This is a genomic window from Paraliomyxa miuraensis, assembly GCF_026337845.1.
In the GTDB taxonomy this organism is placed as follows: Bacteria; Myxococcota_A; Polyangia; order Nannocystales; family Nannocystaceae; genus Paraliomyxa; species Paraliomyxa miuraensis.
Window position 1 is genome coordinate 377526 of the sequence record NZ_JAOVZF010000158.1, and the last position, 16301, is coordinate 393826.

Below are 16301 nucleotides of genomic sequence, written 5' to 3' on the forward strand. Positions count from 1 at the left end.
CGGGATGTTACCCGATCGCCTTCGATTGGGTCGGGTGTGGGCCCCGGCGCCGCGCAAATCGCGGGGGCGCGAGGATGGGAGGCGAAACGCGTTCCTACGGGGCTGCGGCGCGAACGCGCTGGATCTCGCGGGAACGGTGGTGCTCACCGATCATGGCGCGCGGGATCGTCGACCGAGACGATCCCACCACGCGGGTCACCTCGGTGACGGCCGACCAATCCCTCGGCAAGGGGGCCACGACCAACGTACCGCCGTCGCCGTCGGGGAGGCTCTGCACGTGCGCGGGGATGCTGGCGACGACGGTGTTCCCGGCGCGCATCTCGAGCCGCATCGGACCACGCTCGGCCGCATCGGGAAGGCGGCCCGGGATGGTGATCCACCGCTCGCCGCCGTCCGGTCCGATCGTGCCCATGATCAGCGTCCCCGGACCCCCGTCGACGTCGCCGGCCACCAGGCCCGGCGTGCGCTCGGCGGCCGAGGTGCCACCTTCGGGCTTTGGTGCACCGCCGGGGAAGCCCGCGTCCCACTCGCTCAGCCCCCGGATGACGGGATAGACCTTGTTCCATCCCCAGGTGCCAACCCACGTGGGATGACAGTAGGTCATGTAGTCCTTGTAGAAGGTGGGGTGGCGCAGCCCGAAGTCGATCACGCCAAAGCCCCACTCGCCGACGTCACCGCCGTCGTGCGGGTACGTGGGATCGGGACCGCCCTCGCCGTCGCACGCCACGTGGCGCCGCCCCTGCGAGTGACCGATCTCGTGCACGAAGGTCTCGGCCGACCAGTCGGGGTCGAGCGAGAGGCCGGCCGAGACGCGTGCATAGGCCTGCCCGGGATCGACGGGATCGCTGGGGATGCCGTTGGCCTGGCCCCCCGCCCCGTTGAGACCACCCGCGCACACGTCGACGAGGCCGTAGTAGTAGGTCTCGGGCAGAGCGTCCTCGTCGATGCGCAGCGACACGAGGAACGAGTGCAGCTCGCCGAAGTTGGCCAGCGGCGTGTCCCACACGATGGGCTCGTGGACCTCGAAGTCGAGCCGGTCGATGGGGTTTTGCTGGTACATGAGGTCCTTGAACAGCTGCATCGTCTCCGGGGAGGTGTCCGGGGTGGTGGAGCAGCCGGCTCCATTGTCGTAGACGAACGGGACGACCACCGCCTTGAGCACGAGATAGCTGTCCTCGATGCCCACGTAGGCGGTGCTGCCGTCGACGGGCAGCATGGGGGGAGGATCGGACTCGGCCAGATCATCGTAGTCGGGCGTGGTCTCGTAGAGCTCGACCCGGTACTTGATGCCGGGGACGGTCTGGTCGGCCATCAATCCCCAGTAGAAGGTGCGATGCAGGTCGCCCTCGAAGGCATCGGACTCGACGAAGGCGATGTTGGAGAAGACCTCCTCCATGCCGTCGGGGTAGCGAACGATGAGACGCCCCTCGAGCTCGCGCGGGATCCAGTCGTCGGGCACGGTCCAGAACGCACGAACGAGGGTGACGCGGTTCTGGATGAGCGGAGCGGCGCGCTCGGTGGGTCCGACCTCGCCCCCGTCGGCGCCGATCCTCACGCCCACGCCCTGGTTGGCCTGCACCCAGTCGACCACGATGCCACCGCGGGCGAGCGGAGCCTCCCACTCGACGCCGGTGGTGGAGTCGGCGGTGGAATCGGCGATGGCCGTGGTGCCCGTGGTGTCGGAAGGCTCGCCCGTGCTGCTGGCGGACTCGCTGGCATCGTCGGTGGTGGCAGGCGACGGCTCACCGCATGCGGGGACCAGCGCGAGGGACAGGCAGGCGGCGATCCACGGCAGCATCCGCGACGACATGAGGCCAGGGTAGCAGGCGGACGTGGGACCGGGCTACGGCCCGGGCCCGGAGACCGAGCCCGCGAGACCAGCCGCGGACGGCAGGCTCGTGGGCCGCGCCGGGCCGTGTCTCGTTCGAGCCCGAGTTGCTACGCTGTCGCCGCCGATGGACGACCCTACGCGACGTCCGCCGATGAGCCTCGACGAGACCTCGCGCCAGCCTGGCGAGTTCGTGCGCGGGGACGTGTTCGGGCAGCGCTGGCGGCTCGAGGAGTTCATCAGCTCCGGCGGCATGGGCCACGTGTGGCGGGCGACCGACCTGCGCCTGCACGAGTCGGTCGCGATCAAGCTGATGGATCCAGGCTTGGTCGCGACCGAGTACGCGCGCGAGCGCTTCATGCGAGAGGCGCGGGCGGCCGCCAAGCTGCGCGGGCCCAACGTCGTGCAGGTGTTCGACTTCAACGTCGACGCGATTCGACACGTGCCGTACATGGCGATGGAGCTGCTGCGGGGCGAAGACCTCGCCCGCCGCATCGCTCGCGGACCGCTGGGCTACCTGCAGACGCTGTCGATCATCACCGACATCTGCGGGGCGATCGCCCCGGCGCACCGCGCCGGCATCATCCACCGCGACCTCAAGCCGGCCAACGTCTACCTCGTGCAGAGCGACCCGGGGCCCGTCGCCAAGGTCCTCGACTTCGGCGTGGTCAAGCTCGCGGTCGACCAGGCCCCGGCCACGGGAGCCGCGGGCGAGCCGCTGACGCTGGCGGGCGCCAAGCTGGGAACGCTCGCGTACATGAGCCCGGAGCAGATCGACCGCCCGCACGGCGTCGACCATCGGGCCGACCTGTGGTCGATCGGCATCATGGCGTTCGAGTGCCTGGCCGGCCAGCGGCCCTACCGGGCCGACTCGACGATCGAGCTCATCCACCAGATCTGCCTGGCCAAGCCGGCCGTGCCGTCGCAGATCGCCGAGGTCCCGCGTGGCTTCGATGCGTGGTTCGCGAGGGCCACCCACCGCGATCGCGAGCAGCGCTTCGGGTCGGTCGCGGAGCTGCTCGATGGGTTCCGCTCGCTCAGCAGCGAGCCGAGCCCCCGCAAGCCACGGACGACCCGCCCGAGCGTCGGGTCCGGCGAGCCGCTGCGCCAGCTCGAGACCTGGGCCTCGGACGCCAGCCAGCTCGACATTCGGCTGCTCGAGGACCTGACGTTCAAGAACGCGGTGGTCAGCGAGTTCCTCGACAGCGGCAACAAGCACTTCGTGTCGGGCAGCAAGGGCCTGGGCAAGACGCTGCTGCTGACCTACAAGCGCTTCCTGCTCAGCGCCCAGTACCAGGGCAGCGAGGGCCGGTCTCCGGCCGGGATCAAGTTCGTGCCCGAGGGGCGGCCCTACCTCGACCTGATGGGCGACCTGCCGAGCGTCAGCCAGGCGGAGATCGAGCTGATGTCGTCGCTGGCCCGCTGCAAGCGGATCTGGGGCTTCGGGTTCCGCGTCTGCGCGATCTCGCATCAGCCGGGCTTGCTGGGCCCCGAGGACGCCGAGGACCTCGACGAGTTCCCACGCCGGCTCAAGGCGATGCTGCGGGGGCGAGGCGCGGCCGAACCGACGATCGTCGTCAAGGAGCTGCTGGGCCTGAGCTACGCGCAGCTCAATCGGCTCATCGACCAGTCGGAGAGCTTCCTCGAGTACAAGCTGCGATCGCTGCACAGCCCGATGTTCATCTTCGTCGACAAGCTCGACCAGGCGCTGCGCTCGCTCCCACGCGAGGCGTGGGTCCACATGCAGGCCGGCATGATCGAGGCCGCGTGGGACCTGATGAACACCAACACGCACATCAAGATCTTCGCGACCATCCGCGAGGAGGCGTTCGCCAGCTACGAGTCCGACATCAAGACCAACCTCTACGGCGCGACCTCGACGCTGCGCTACACCAAGCGCGACCTCCAGGAGCTGCTCGAGAAGCTGACGTTCTTCTACGAGCGGCTCCCGCTGCGCGACTTCGTGATCCTCGACACGGTCAGCACGCAGTCGTCGCGGAGCGAGCCGGCGTTCGACTTCATCTTTCGCCACACCCTCGGCCGTCCGCGCGACCTCGTGATCATCGCGTCCGAGATCTCTCGCCACCGCGAGTCGCTCGACGAGCGCACGTTCAAGCGGCTGGTCCAGGACACCAGCGCGAGCATCCTGGTCTCCAACGTGTTCGACGAGATGCGCGTGTTCCTCGAGGTGCTGTGCGAGCGAGGCCCACGCGGCAAGTTCCTGGCCTCGCTGCCCTACAACATCCTGCCGCACGACGAGGTCGTCGAGCTGTGGTGTCGGTTCCACGGCGTCGACCGTGACTACTACGAGCTCCACGGGCGCGAGGCCGAGGACGTCTACCACCCGTTTCGCGAGCTGTACGACTGTGGCCTGCTGGGCATCGTCGTGCGCGATGCATCGAGCGAGCGTCGCAGCCAGCGCTTTCGCCAGCCGCACGATGCGGTGGCGGGCTCGCAGCGCCAGCTGCCCCGCTCGAGCCACTACCTGCTCCACCCCGCGCTCTCGGCCCTCGTGGCCCAGCTGGCCGCGGGCGGCGACTTCGAGCCCTTCCGCCAGATCGTCGTCGGTCACGAGCAGCCCTGGCCGGCCCACTTCGATGCGCTGGTCGAGATCCAGCGGGCGATCTTCAGGTCGCCGGAGTCGCGCGACGAGGACTGCGACGCCGCGACCTTCGAGCTCTTGCGCACGCTCGACACCGCGCTCGCGTCCGGCGAGAGCTTCGAAACCACCCGGACCCGCCTGCGCGACGGCGACGCGTTCCGCGAGCTGGTCGCCCGCCTCGAGCAGCTCGGTCGCGACGAGCTGCACCTCGCGCTGCTCGAGCTGTTCGAACGCTGACGAGCTCGGGGCTCGCGCGAGGCGGGCTACTCGTCGGTCGCGGGCTCGGCCGGCTCGACGGGCTCGGGCTGCGCGGGGGCACTGGTCACGGCGTCGGGACGGAAGCGACCGTCGTGGGTGAGCATGCCGTAGAAGCGCGGCAGCCAGTCGGGCGGCAGCTTCTTGTCCTTGGCCCACGCCTCGACCTTGTGGGCCTTGCCATCGCAGTGGCGCCAGAGCACGAAGTAGAGGATCTCGGCCGGATTGCGGACGGCCTTGAGGAAGGCCTCCCAGCTTCCGTCGAAGTGCGTGTCGACCTCGCGCTGGAGATCGACGTAGGAGCCTGCCTCGGAATCCTCTCGCTCGCTCACGGGCTCACGCTACCAGATTCGAGACGGGAACGGGGAGAGCGAGGACGGGGCGCGACTCTGGACCCCGGGCCGCGAACGGAGCGGGCGAAGTCTAGAGGCAGGCCCCGATGGTGCCCGCCGGGAGGTAGAGGCCGGCGCTCAGATCCGTACAGGTCCCGGTGACACAGGCGCCGGCCAGCGGATCGCACCACACCCGACAGACCCCATCGATGCAGCCCACCCCGGCCCCGCACAGGGAGTCGTCCATGCTGCAATCGCCACCCTCGCCGAGCGGGCCGGCGTCGTCGCACAGGAAGGCCTGGCCACCGAAGGCCTGGCCGCCGATCACCCCACAGGCCCGTCCGGGCCCACAGTCGTCCTCGATGAGATCGCACGCGGGGCCGCCACCAATGCAGGTCCCTTCGTGCCAGATGGGATCGGACTTGCCCTGGCACAGGGCGGGCATGCCTCCGCAGGCGTTGGGGTCCTGCGCGAAGCAGGCGGGCTGGCAGATGCCCACGAGCATCTCGCCCTCCATGGGGATGCAGGCGCCGCCCAGTCCACAGGAGCCGAGGTTCTGCGGGTTGCAGGTGGTACCGCCGGTCATGCACGCGCCCACCATGGGATCTTCGGGGGTGGCCACGCAGGTCTGTCCGCCGGGGCAGGTGCCGGCCATCCCCGGGACGCAAGTGGCACCGCAAAGGCCCGCCGCGTCGAGGCCGTCGAGGTGCAGACAGGTGGCGCCGCCGCAGTCGACGTCGGTGGTGCAGGGGAGGCCGCAGGCGCCGTTGCCCTCCACGAAGGGGGCCGCGTTGAGCTGCGTGCCATCGCTGGGGAAGCAGGCGGCGTTGGGCATGCACGCGCCATCGCCCAGGGCGGGATCGCAGGTCGACCCACAGATGCCCAGGCCACCGCCGATGTCGAGGCAGTTGTCGCCGGGGAGGCACCCGGTGGGTGGCATGGCGGTGGGATCGCAAAGGAGCACGCCCGCGTTGATGCACACGCCGAGCTGATCCGCGGGGGCACCGGGCATGAGGACGCTCAGGTCGAGGCACGACTCGCCCTCACCCGTGCAGGTGGGGCTCTGCGGATCGCAGGGCACCAGGCAGAGCGGTGGGGTCTCTCCACCGGCGTCGAGGTCGACGCACAACAGCCCATCCTGACACGACTGCGCGGGCTCGAGCGGGGCGCATGGCGAGCCAGGGCCGCCGGGTCCGGTGTCGATGCAGACGCCCCCGAGCAGCTCGTTGGCGAGCTGGCACTGGCTGCCGGCCGGGCAGGGATCGTCGAGCACGGTGCACTCCGAGCAGATGCCCAGGGTCTGCCCCAGCGGGGCGCAGGCGGGGCAGCCGTCGGGCAGCGCGGCCTCCAGCACGCACCAGCCGGTGCAGATGCCGGGCAGGCCGGCGTCGAGATCGCTGCCCACACAGCCCATGCCGGGACCACACTCGAGCATGCCGGCCGGCGCACAGTCTTCGCCCGCCCCGGCGGTCCCCACCGGGACGCATGCGGTGCGCTCGGGATCGAGGCCGATCACCACGCAGGCGTCGCCCGCCGCGAGGCTACAGCCATCGCCGGTGACCACGTCGCAGGTCCGCACGTCGAAGCATGCGGTCTGGGTCGCGCCAGGGCGCACGGGCAGGCACACGTCGTCGGCCCCGCAGGGCGTGCCCGGCTCGGCCATGCTCGAGCATCCGGGTCGGCAGTAGAAGCCGCTCATGGGATGACCGGAGCACACGCCCTCCTCGCACGAGGCCTCGTCGTTCGGATCGCAGGGGACCAATTGCACGCCGGCCGGCTCTCCGGTGGTGTCGCCCGTGCTCTCGTCGGCCGTGGAGTCGACGGCCTCGGTGGTCTCGGTGCCGGTGCCGGTGCCCGTGCTGGTCTCGGTGCCTCCGGTGCCCGAGGTGTCGTCGCCGGGGCAGGCCGCCAGCGACAGCAGGAGCACCGAGGCCAGACCGGAGACGAGCGAGCGCACGCGCATGGAGAGGTCGCTTGCAGGGAGGATGCCGAGGGAAGAGGACCGTAACATCGCGGATCGGTGAGCCGAGGCGTCGCAGGTTGCCACGCGGGGCGTTGCAGGATCCCACACCGGCTCAGCCGGCGCGACGGGAGGGCAGCATGCCTCGCATCCACCGCATGACGATGCTTCCTCCAGCGCCCCGACTCGACTCCACCACCTCACAGGCGCGAAAGCGCTGCTCGAGCTCCTGTGGAGGCAAGGGCTCGCCGGTTCCGATGACCACCAGGCCCGTGGTCGGTGACTGGTCGCCCCACGGCGCATCGAGGCAGAGCTCGGCGCGACGCCCCACCACGTGCATCACGGCGCGCTGATCGGGGTGCGAGGCGAGGTGCACGGTGCCCTTGGCCCGCACGACGGATGCGGGGAGCTCGTCGACCGCACGGCGGAGCCGCTTGGCCGACAGCGGGCGCTCGGTCTGGAACGCCCACGTCCAAAACTCGGCCGCATGATCGTGGAGGTGCGCATGATCGGGCTCGGGTACCTCCCCGGCCTCGTGCACGTGCACCTGCGGGGGAGTTCCGGCCTCGGCCAACCGCTCGGGATCGAAGGCCCCCACCCCGAGCACCAGCGCCGGAGCCACCCGGGCTCGCGTGGCCCGCAGCACCCGACCGCCTCGCGTGCGGCGCTGGAGCTTGGCCTCGAGCCCTTCGAGCCGGGCCTCGTCGACGAGGTCGATCTTGTTGAGCACGAGGATGTCGGCCGCCGCGAGCTGCCCGCCGGCCACGATGCGCTCGCGGAGGCCGAGCTCGAGGTGTCGCTCGACGTCGACGACGACCACCACCGCGTCGATCTCGGCCACGTCGCGGCTGACGCGTTGCTGGAGGGTGGCTGCCACGCCGCGCGGGTCGGACACCCCGCTGGCCTCGATGATCACGTGGTCGGGTGGCTGCGGGCGCTCGAGCAGCCGCCGCAGGCCCTCGACGAGGTCGTCGCGGATGGAGCAGCAGATGCAGCCGTTGGAGAGCTGCACCATGTCGCCCTCCACCCCCACCACCAGCGCGGCATCGACGTTGATCGAGCCGAAGTCGTTGACGATCACTCCGAGGCGGCGGCCCTCGGCGCTGGCGAGCAGATGATTGACCAAGGTGGTCTTGCCCGCCCCCAGGAATCCGCCGACCACCGTCACGGGCACCGCGGCTGCGGCCCCCTCTGCCCCCCGTGCGCCCATCGCGACCACGGTGGTACCCAGCCGGTGGCGGCTTGGTCAAGACCGGAGACGCGCTCGAATCGTCCTTGCGGACCACGGGGCCTCGCGCGAGGATCCCCCGCATGCGAGCGGGCTTGGGATCTTGGGGGGCTTGGTGGTCATTGATGATGGGGCTCGCCACGGCATGCGGCAACGACCCTTCCCCCTCCGCCGACTCGGCAGACGACACGAGCGGGCCGCAGGACGGCACGAGCACCGGTGAGGCGTCGGTCGACGGCACCACCACCCCCGTAGGCACCACTGCGGAGGGCACCACCGCGGCCGACGAGAGCACCACGGGCCCCCAGCTCCCGCCCGAGCCGCCGTCGTACTACCAGTGGGAGAAGGTCGAGATCCCCGGGACCGTGTGTGGCAACGGGTCGCAGTACAAGTTCTTCGTCAACTACTCCGAGACCTCCGACGACGTGATGATCATCTTCGAACCCGGCGGCGGCTGCTGGGACTTCGAGAGCTGCAGCGGGCAGACCGACCTGGGCGCGGCCAACCCCAACGGCATCGACGACCACCACCTCAACGGATTCCTGGGCGTGCACACCCCGCTGCTCAACCGTGAATACCCGACCAACCCGGTGGCCGACTGGAACATGGTGTTCATCCCCTACTGCACCGGCGACGTGCACACGGGTCGAGCGGTCACGGTGTACCAGGATCCGGCGGGGATCCAGCCCGATCTCGAGTACCACCACAACGGCCACGACAACGTGGTCGCGGCGGTGGAGTGGATGAACGTGCAGTTCCCCCAGGTGCCGCGAATGCTGGTCACCGGGTGCAGCGCGGGCGGAGCCGGGGCCACCGCCAACTACTACTTCATCCGCACGGGCATGAACATCGACAAGGGCTACCTGCTGGCCGACTCGGGGCCGATCTTCCCCGACTCGACGTTCTCGCAGCCGCTGCACGACGAGATCAACGGGTCGTGGCGCGTGGACGAGGTGCTCGAGGAGCAGCCGGCGTTCGCCGAGATCATGTCGGACTTCGGGCTCATCAACACGGTGCTGGCCGACACGTTCCCCGAGGATCGGCTGGGGTTCGCGTTCTTCCGCCGCGACTTCAACTACTCGCGCTACTCGTACGAGCGCTTCTACGAGCCCACCCCCGACAAGGACGAGATCCTCGCGATGTGGTGGGACGACACGCAGAAGCTGATGGCGCAGTTCGACACGCGCGACAACCTCTCGTACTACATCCCCTACTGGCGCGCGTTCAACGACAGCCACTGCACCATGGTGGGGCTCACCTGGGACGGCACCGAGATCCAGGAGGCGGGCGTGGACCTGGGCGACTACATCGACCACGTGCTCGACGACCAGGCCCCGCTGCAGAACTGGCTCGAGAGCGAGCAGCCCAGCGAAGACTAGGCTTGGGGACTAGCGCGCGCGCCACAGCCAGCGCAGCGCCAGCAGGTGACCCAGCAAGGCCGGTGCCACGCACATCGGCACGATCCACCCGTAGGGCACGTGGAAGACGAGCAGCACGGCCGGCTCGTTGGTGAACACCCGAAACGGGACCGGGCTCGACAGCACCGCGATGGTGGCCACGGCCAGCAGCAGCGAGAAGCCCACGAGGGTGAACAGCCCCACCGCCGCCCGGGTGATCGCGGGCGACGGACGCCGCCGCCACAGCCACAGACCCACGCAGAGGCCGAGGATGCCGGTGACGATGTCGAAGTTGCGCCCGGCGTAGGTCATCTGCACGGGCAGCACCCCCTCGACGTACCAGCGGTGCAGCACCAGCTCGAGCGGGAGCCGAAACGCCTGGAAGCCCACCAGCGCCGCCACCGGTAGGCCGCTGACCCAGCGCGTGCCCACGCGGGAGAAGGTGACCACCACCGCCACGAGGTTGCAGCCGGCCATGAAGAACAACGCGCGCGGCGGAAGGCCGGGGTGCTCGAGCACGCCCGAGCCGGAGACGGCCGCGGTCACGGCCATCCACCCCACCACCGCCACCGCCGCGATCACGGTGGTTCGCCGGATGGCGGCCGGTGACTCGCCCGAGCCGCGAGCCGCCGCCCGGGCGCCGAGCACGATCATCACGGCGACCGCGAGCACCACGGCGACGAACGCCACGGTGCTCGCCGGCGAGGGCTGGATCATCGGGGGGATCGTGGACATGACCGCACTCGGCTGGGATCAACGGCAGGTGGTCGGCACGGCGCTCGGGTCCTGCACGATCGCATCGTCGAGCCCCTCCTGGTGGATCACGATGCGGTCGATCAGGTGCCAGTCGCCGCGGGCCGCCAGCGCGAACACGTAGTCGCCGGGGCTGCCGAATTCCACCATCACGTCGTAGGCATCGTTGTCGTTGGTGCGGGTCGACCAGCTCCAGTCGCTCGCGCCCGACGAGTACACCTTGAGCCAGCCGTCCACCGACGAGCCCTGCACGCACGCGGCCTCGTCGACGTTGGGCAGCGCCTCGATCGCGGCCATGGCATCGGCGTCCTCGCACAGCGGCCGCGGATAGCGGCGGCGCTCGTTGGCACCGGCGGCCTGGCGACCGTAGAAGTCGGTGGCGTCGGGGAACCGCACCCAGGTGTCATTGTGCTCGGTGGTGTTGGCGCCCATCCCGATGCGGTTGCGCCAGCGTAGCTGGTAGCGCCCCGGCTCGGCCACGTGGATCGTCACCTCGATGACCCCGTGCGTGGGATCGTTGTTGAAGCTGCCGCGGGTCCAGCCGATGTAGCCGTCGGCGTAGTAGTCGGGCTCGGTGGTCTGGATCTGCCAGTCCTCGGTGATGGGCAGCTCCTCGGCCTCGATCACGATGCGCCCGTCGATCACCTCGTAGTCGCAGTCGCTCGGCGTCCCGGTGGTCTCGGTGGTGTCGGCGGCCGTCGTGTCGGCGGGACCGGTCGGGTCACCCGAGCTGGTGCTCGTCGAGTCGTCGTTCACCGCGGTGGTGGAGCTCCCCGTGGGATCGGTCGAGGCGGTCGCGGTGCCCTCGGCGCTCGCGCCAGTGGTCGTGCCGCTCGAGCCCTCCGGGGTCTGCCCCTGGTCGTCGCCACAGCCGAGCGCGAGGGTCGACAGCACGAGCACGCGGGCGCAACGATGGATGTGAGACGTCGTCTCCACGGGCCCAGCGTGCCCGATCGAGGCGCCGACGTCGACCACCTCGCTCCGTGCTGATCCCCCTTCTTGACGGACACGGTGGGCGCGACGAGCCCGGCCCTGGGCCGGCTGCGGCGCGAAGGGCCGGCGGGCGCTCTCCGACTTCGCCCGCGCCGTCGGTCTGAACCCGTAGCCATCGAACGGCGCCCCGCCGCACAGAGAGGGTGGTTGGTCGAGCGTACGTGCGCTATGGTGGGTTTCGTGAGCGCCGAGGCCGAGCGTCTTCTAGAAGCAGTGCTGCAGCTTCCCCACCGTGAGCAAGTGCAGTTGATGCTCGTCCTCTCCGACAGCGTAGAGGGCGGCGACCAGTGCGACGACGTCGAAAGGGCCTGGGTCGAGGAGGCGAAGCGTCGACTTGCGGGGATCCGAGCCGGTGACCGCACCCCGATCCCATGGGAAGCGGTAGAGGCTCGCCTCCTGACGGACTGATTGTCCCCGTACCAGCGTCACCCCGCATATCCAGCAATGGTGTGGAGAGTTGGTCCTGGCGGTGGCGCATCATCGACGCGCACCGGGATACTGGCGCGACCGTCGATGACGCTCGGCGCTACCCGTCCTTCTTGGACGAGCCCGGCGTGACGAGCTCCTTCGACTTCGGGGTCTTCACCGTGGGTCGGGGCTCGTCCTTCTTCGACGAGGGCGGCGTGACGATCTCCTGGGCCGGCGGGGCCTCCACGGTGGGCGGCTCGTCCTCGTTCATCGGCTCTTGCGGGGCTGGTTCTCGAGCGCTGGCCGGCGGCGGATTGCGGGCCTTGCCCAGATGACGGCGCCGCGCCTGGGCGGAGATATCCACCGAGGCGATGGTGGGCGGCTGCGTCATCTCGAAGATCACCCCCACCGTGCCCGAGCGCGTGTTGGCCTCGAAGGCCACGAACGCCCGCCGGCACGCGCGGCAGTCGTTGGACACGGTGACCACGAGGCGATCGGTCGGCCGCAGGTGCATCAGCGAGCGCAAGCCACCGGAGCCCTCGGCCAGCGCCTCGACGAGCTCGGCTCCCTGCAGCCGCTGCATGTCCTGCTGGTGGGCGGGACGCGTGAGCACCACGCCCTTGGCGAGCTGCGAGGCCCAAGCGCCGAGATCATCGGCCGCGACGGGATCGAACCCTCGATGGCACAACGCCTCGAGCGCGTCGTCGGTCGTACGACACACCGCGGTGAGCTGCGGCTCGACCACCGGCGGGGTCTCCTCTCCCGAGGGCGGTACGCGAGTCGGACCCGGATCGGATGGAGGATCGGATGGAGTCTCGGATGGCTCGGAGGGAGTCTCGTCCGTCGGGTCCGCGGAACCAGCCTTGCCGATCGGCTTGGAGCTCGGCGAAGAGCCCTCGGCAGGACCGTCGTGGACATGCGCAGGCTTGCCCGTCTCGCCCGACGCCGAGCCGCCCGCCTTGAAGCTGAACGAGCACGCGGTCGCGCCGAGCGCGACGAGACCACAAAGGAGGAACGAGGAACGCAGACGTGAGCGGGTCATGACGAGGCGGCTCATGATCGCCCCAAGGCCCCACGCCGTACAAATCGCGCAACCGGCGACCCGGACCCGGCTGCAAGTCTGGCAGGGTCCGTAGCCACCCGGTGGCAGGGGCCGTTGCTTCCCGTCGCCGGAGGGACTGGTCGATCCTCGTAATTTCAAGGTCTTGGAGGCTGGTGCCGATCTTGCTGAAGCCATGAGCCCCATGCTTCCCCCCAATCCCGCGCCCCTCCGACCCGCCGGCTCACCTCTCCATGCGCGCCCCGAGATCCGCTCGATCTCGTTCTCCACCGCGACGCTTCGCAGCGGTCGCGTGGTGGTGGCCAAGATCGATTGCAGCGGCCTGCGGCCCGAAGACATCGAGTGCACGGTGGCGCGGGCCGGCTTCACCGCGGAGATCCTGCCCGACCGCACCCGGCAGGGCCGCTACGTGTACGTCGCCGTGCGGATCCATCGCGAGCCCTGCGCCACGCGCGGGCTGTGCTTGCTGCGGTTCAGCGCCGGGCCGGCCAGCCTGCTGTCCTCGCTGACGGTGCTGAGCTGAACGACCACCACCATCGAGCGAGCCCGAGCCGCTTGCGCGAGGTCGCATGGGACCTCGCGCGCGGGCGTCGTCGCTAGAGCCCAGGCACACCGCTGATCTTGATCTTGCCGTCCTTGCCGACCTCGACCTCGTGACCGTCCGACTTGATCTTGGTGTTCCCGTCGGCGTCGGTCTTGACCGAGTCGCCACCCTTCTCGACGCTGGTGCCGCTGGCGTCGGTCTTGACGACCCCACCGCCGCCCTCGACGACGCTGCCGTTGGCGTCGGTCTTGACGGTGGCCTCGGTGCCGTCGGCGGCCTTGGCCGCCACCTCGCTCGTGCCATCGCCGGTCTTGACCGTGGCCTCGTTGCCGTTGGCCTTGGCGGTCACCTCGTTGCCATCCACGGTCACGCTCGAGCCATCGGGACCCACGACCTTCGCGTCGCCGTCCTTGCCCTCGACGGCCACGCTGCCGTCCTTGCCCTCGACGGTGACCTGGGCCCCGTCCTTGGTCTCCGCCTTCTTGTCCTCGCCGGCATTCTTCGCGGCGTTGTCACACGCGCCCATCGCCAGCACGCCCGTCAGCGAGACGACCGACAGGAGAGTCGAGATCTTGGTGCTCATGCGGCGGATGCTAGTGGGACTTGCCAGGGGAGAAAAGCCCCCGCTCCGGCGCAACCCCATGCGGCCGTCCTTGGTGGCGCCCTGGCGCCTTCGCCCCGACCAGATCCGCGCAGCGCTCACGCGCCCGGCTCAGCCACCGCCCGCGCCGTCTTGCCCTGCATCCGCGGCCGCGGGCTCGCCCCCCGCCTCCACCTCCACCGTGATCGTGGCCGCCCACTCGGGGCCATACGAGCGATGCGCGCCGTCGGCGAACTGCATGGTGAGCTGGTGCTTGCCCGGCGGCAGCTTGACCGTGGCCTTGGTCGCCCCGTCGCCGTAGTGCAGGTGCGCCTCGTCCTTGGGAACGATCTGCATGTCGGCGATGGCTCCGGTGTCGATGAGCAGGTGGTGGTGGCCCTTGGCGGGATCGCGCTCGGTCGCTCCCGCGGGCTCGATCTCCTTGCCCTCGAGCCCGAACTCCACCTCGAACTGCTCGCTCACCTTGGCACCGTCGGCCGGGGCCACGAAGAACACGCGGCCGGCCGGGGCCCCGGGAGCACCGCGACCGGCAACGTGCCCCTCGGCGGCCTTGCCATCGTCGACCTTCTTGGCCGGGATGGGCTTGAGGTCGGGACGCGTGGCCTCCTTCTTCTCGTCGTCGCAGGCGGGAAGCAGCAGCAAAAGCGCGAGGGTGGCGATCGTGGCCGTTGGCTTCATGGACACTCCGGCCGCGATGGTACCCCACGACCGCCGGGGAGCAAGGCGAGCGCCGCCCGCACCCGCCTGCGCAGGCCCTCGCCCAGGCTCCGGGACAGCTGGCGCCGCTTGGTGGCCAGGAACTGGTCGACCACGGTCTGCTCGCGCCCACGCACGAGGTTGACACCCAGCTCGAGCGCTCGCCGGGGCTCGAGGGCGTACTGCACCGCGAAGAACGACAGCAGCATCGCGAGCTGCAGCAACAGCAGCTGCCGGGCGCTCAGGTGGGGATGATGACTGCGCGCCGATCCGGCCGAGCGCAGCAGCGAGCCATAGAGGTAGAGATCGTCGTGGGTGATGCGCCCTGCCTCGCACAGCCGGCGATACTCCTCGCTGCCCGGATACGGCGCAAACACCATGACCGACAGCGAGTGCAGGCCGACGGTCGCGAGCCGAAGGCACAGGCCCACGCTGGCGAGCAGGTCGGCCGCGCGCTCGTGGGGGAAGCCGATGATGATGTTGGCCTCGGTGCGCAGGCCGGCCTCCACGGCTCCCCGCAGCGACCGCAGCAGCACGGGCAGCCGCACGCGCTTGCCGATCCGCTCGAGCGTGGCCTCCGAGCCGCTCTCGGGCGCATAGCAGAAGTTGCGACAGCCGGCGTCGTAGAGCCTGGCCGCGACCTCGTCGTCGATCGCCTCGGCGCGCGTGCCCGAGGGCAGCTGCCAGGTCACCCGCAGGCCGCGGCGCTGCAGCTCGTCGCAGAAGGCCAGGATCCAGCGCTTGGTGAGCAGCGCGGTCAGGTCGTGCAGATCGAAGTTGTCGATGCCGTGGCGCGCGACCAGGTCCTCGAGCTCGTCGACGACTCGCGCGGGATCGCGACGCTCGTAGCGGGTGGTCCACATCGACGGCGACGAGCAGAACGTGCAGCGATAGGGGCAGCCGCGGCTGGTGAGCAGGGGCAGCGAGCGGCCCCGCGCCACCCCCCCGTGACCACGGTGCCGCAGGTAGGGCTCGAGCGGGAACAGATCCCACGCCGGGCGCGGCCAGGCATCGAGCGTGCGCAGGCGCGGGCGATCGGGGGTCTGCGTGGGCCGGCCGTCGACGCGCACGGCCACCCCGGCCACCGACTCGAGCGGGCGGCCCTCCGACCATGCCGCCACCAGCTCGAGCATGCTGGCCTCGCCCTCGCCTCGCACGCACGCATCGAGGGCCGGGCACTGCCGCAGCATGTGCTCCCAGTAGGCCGAGGCATTCTCGCCGCCCGCCACCAGCAGCACCTCCGGATGCCGCCGTCGGATCGCGGCCAGCAGCGCGCGCAGCAGCCCCCACTCGTGCAGGAACATGTGGGTCACGCCCACCACGTCCACGTCGTCGGGCAGGCGCTCCACGAGCTGCTCCAGGCGCAGCCCATGGGCCACCAGCGGACCGACCGCGGTGGGGAACGTCCACGTCTGCGACCACGCCTCGCCCGGCGCATCGATCACCGACACCCGATGCCCCGCCTCGCGCAGCGCCGCCGCCACGTAGGCCAGCCCCAGGCTGGGCACGCTGCCGAAGTAGCTGAGGCTGCGCGGAGCGGTGAGGGTGGGCGGCTTGACGAGGCAGATGGTGCGAGGCGTGGCCGCGCCGAGGGCAGTGGGGTCGAGCACGGGGAGGCGAGCCGAGCGAGCCATGGTCGGCCGC

14 protein-coding genes are annotated in these 16301 nt (G+C 70.4%); 4 read left to right on the plus strand and 10 right to left on the minus strand.

Annotation, left to right across the window (positions count from 1 at the left end):
• Window positions 1–94: 94 nt before the first annotated feature.
• Window positions 95–1810, minus strand: coding sequence for a zinc metalloprotease (locus tag OEB96_RS30880; RefSeq protein ID WP_266220388.1), 1716 nt, complete (start codon window positions 1808–1810; stop codon window positions 95–97).
• A 172-nt stretch (window positions 1811–1982) separates the two neighbouring features.
• On the opposite strand from OEB96_RS30880, the gene OEB96_RS30885 reads away from it, so the two are divergent.
• Window positions 1983–4667, plus strand: coding sequence for a serine/threonine-protein kinase (locus OEB96_RS30885; protein ID WP_266220389.1), 2685 nt, complete (start codon window positions 1983–1985; stop codon window positions 4665–4667).
• A 26-nt stretch (window positions 4668–4693) separates the two neighbouring features.
• Here the strand turns inward: OEB96_RS30885 and OEB96_RS30890 are convergent, their stop codons facing one another.
• From OEB96_RS30890 to OEB96_RS30900, 3 genes are all read right to left on the minus strand, one after another.
• On the minus strand, window positions 4694–5017 hold the full coding sequence (locus OEB96_RS30890) for a hypothetical protein (protein ID WP_266220390.1): 324 nt from the start codon (window positions 5015–5017) through the stop codon (window positions 4694–4696).
• Between the two features lie 91 nt (window positions 5018–5108).
• On the minus strand, window positions 5109–6980 hold the full coding sequence (locus OEB96_RS30895) for a hypothetical protein (protein WP_266220391.1): 1872 nt from the start codon (window positions 6978–6980) through the stop codon (window positions 5109–5111).
• A gap of 112 nt (window positions 6981–7092) precedes the next feature.
• Window positions 7093–8187, minus strand: a complete 1095-nt coding sequence (locus OEB96_RS30900) for a CobW family GTP-binding protein (protein WP_266220392.1) — start codon at window positions 8185–8187, stop codon at window positions 7093–7095.
• A gap of 143 nt (window positions 8188–8330) precedes the next feature.
• On the opposite strand from OEB96_RS30900, the gene OEB96_RS30905 reads away from it, so the two are divergent.
• The gene (locus tag OEB96_RS30905) at window positions 8331–9584 is read left to right on the plus strand and encodes a pectin acetylesterase-family hydrolase (RefSeq protein ID WP_266220393.1); all 1254 of its coding nucleotides are present in this window, start codon (window positions 8331–8333) and stop codon (window positions 9582–9584) included.
• Between the two features lie 9 nt (window positions 9585–9593).
• Here the strand turns inward: OEB96_RS30905 and OEB96_RS30910 are convergent, their stop codons facing one another.
• Together OEB96_RS30910 and OEB96_RS30915 are read right to left on the minus strand one after the other, a co-directional pair.
• The gene (locus OEB96_RS30910) at window positions 9594–10337 is read right to left on the minus strand and encodes a hypothetical protein (protein WP_266220394.1); all 744 of its coding nucleotides are present in this window, start codon (window positions 10335–10337) and stop codon (window positions 9594–9596) included.
• A gap of 18 nt (window positions 10338–10355) precedes the next feature.
• On the minus strand, window positions 10356–11291 hold the full coding sequence (locus OEB96_RS30915; RefSeq protein ID WP_266220395.1) for a hypothetical protein: 936 nt from the start codon (window positions 11289–11291) through the stop codon (window positions 10356–10358).
• 237 nt (window positions 11292–11528) lie between these two features.
• On the opposite strand from OEB96_RS30915, the gene OEB96_RS30920 reads away from it, so the two are divergent.
• On the plus strand, window positions 11529–11756 hold the full coding sequence (locus OEB96_RS30920; RefSeq protein WP_266220396.1) for an addiction module protein: 228 nt from the start codon (window positions 11529–11531) through the stop codon (window positions 11754–11756).
• Window positions 11757–11874: 118 nt separating this feature from the next.
• Here OEB96_RS30920 and OEB96_RS30925 read toward each other — a convergent pair whose 3' ends face one another.
• On the minus strand, window positions 11875–12798 hold the full coding sequence (locus OEB96_RS30925; RefSeq protein ID WP_266220397.1) for a hypothetical protein: 924 nt from the start codon (window positions 12796–12798) through the stop codon (window positions 11875–11877).
• A gap of 193 nt (window positions 12799–12991) precedes the next feature.
• Between OEB96_RS30925 and OEB96_RS30930 the strand changes: the two genes are divergently transcribed.
• Complete coding sequence (locus tag OEB96_RS30930; RefSeq protein ID WP_266220398.1) at window positions 12992–13339, plus strand: hypothetical protein; 348 nt, start codon at window positions 12992–12994, stop codon at window positions 13337–13339.
• A 73-nt stretch (window positions 13340–13412) separates the two neighbouring features.
• Here OEB96_RS30930 and OEB96_RS30935 read toward each other — a convergent pair whose 3' ends face one another.
• From OEB96_RS30935 to OEB96_RS30945, 3 genes are all read right to left on the minus strand, one after another.
• Window positions 13413–13943 (minus strand): hypothetical protein, encoded by a 531-nt coding sequence (locus tag OEB96_RS30935; RefSeq protein ID WP_266220399.1) that lies wholly within the window; start codon window positions 13941–13943, stop codon window positions 13413–13415.
• 129 nt (window positions 13944–14072) lie between these two features.
• Window positions 14073–14639 carry a DUF4399 domain-containing protein gene (locus OEB96_RS30940; RefSeq protein WP_266220483.1) on the minus strand — a complete coding sequence of 189 codons (567 nt, stop codon included), beginning with the start codon at window positions 14637–14639 and terminating at the stop codon, window positions 14073–14075.
• The gene (locus tag OEB96_RS30945; RefSeq protein ID WP_266220400.1) at window positions 14636–16291 is read right to left on the minus strand and encodes a B12-binding domain-containing radical SAM protein; all 1656 of its coding nucleotides are present in this window, start codon (window positions 16289–16291) and stop codon (window positions 14636–14638) included. The genes OEB96_RS30940 and OEB96_RS30945 overlap by 4 nt, the downstream gene beginning before the upstream one ends.
• Between the last annotated feature and the right edge of the window lie 10 nt (window positions 16292–16301).

Bases quoted from the DNA above. Each gene is read 5' to 3' on its own strand.
- OEB96_RS30910 (WP_266220394.1), bottom strand. From the start codon at position 10,337: ATGTCCACGATCCCCCCGATGATCCAGCCCTCGCCGGCGAGCACCGTG.
- OEB96_RS30905 (WP_266220393.1), top strand. From the start codon at position 8,331: ATGATGGGGCTCGCCACGGCATGCGGCAACGACCCTTCCCCCTCCGCC.
- OEB96_RS30935 (WP_266220399.1), bottom strand. From the start codon at position 13,943: ATGAGCACCAAGATCTCGACTCTCCTGTCGGTCGTCTCGCTGACGGGC.
- OEB96_RS30885 (WP_266220389.1), top strand. From the start codon at position 1,983: ATGAGCCTCGACGAGACCTCGCGCCAGCCTGGCGAGTTCGTGCGCGGG.
- OEB96_RS30945 (WP_266220400.1), bottom strand. From the start codon at position 16,291: ATGGCTCGCTCGGCTCGCCTCCCCGTGCTCGACCCCACTGCCCTCGGC.
- OEB96_RS30940 (WP_266220483.1), bottom strand. From the start codon at position 14,639: ATGAAGCCAACGGCCACGATCGCCACCCTCGCGCTTTTGCTGCTGCTT.
- OEB96_RS30925 (WP_266220397.1), bottom strand. From the start codon at position 12,798: ATGACCCGCTCACGTCTGCGTTCCTCGTTCCTCCTTTGTGGTCTCGTC.
- OEB96_RS30900 (WP_266220392.1), bottom strand. From the start codon at position 8,187: ATGGGCGCACGGGGGGCAGAGGGGGCCGCAGCCGCGGTGCCCGTGACG.
- OEB96_RS30930 (WP_266220398.1), top strand. From the start codon at position 12,992: ATGAGCCCCATGCTTCCCCCCAATCCCGCGCCCCTCCGACCCGCCGGC.
- OEB96_RS30895 (WP_266220391.1), bottom strand. From the start codon at position 6,980: ATGCGCGTGCGCTCGCTCGTCTCCGGTCTGGCCTCGGTGCTCCTGCTG.
- OEB96_RS30880 (WP_266220388.1), bottom strand. From the start codon at position 1,810: ATGTCGTCGCGGATGCTGCCGTGGATCGCCGCCTGCCTGTCCCTCGCG.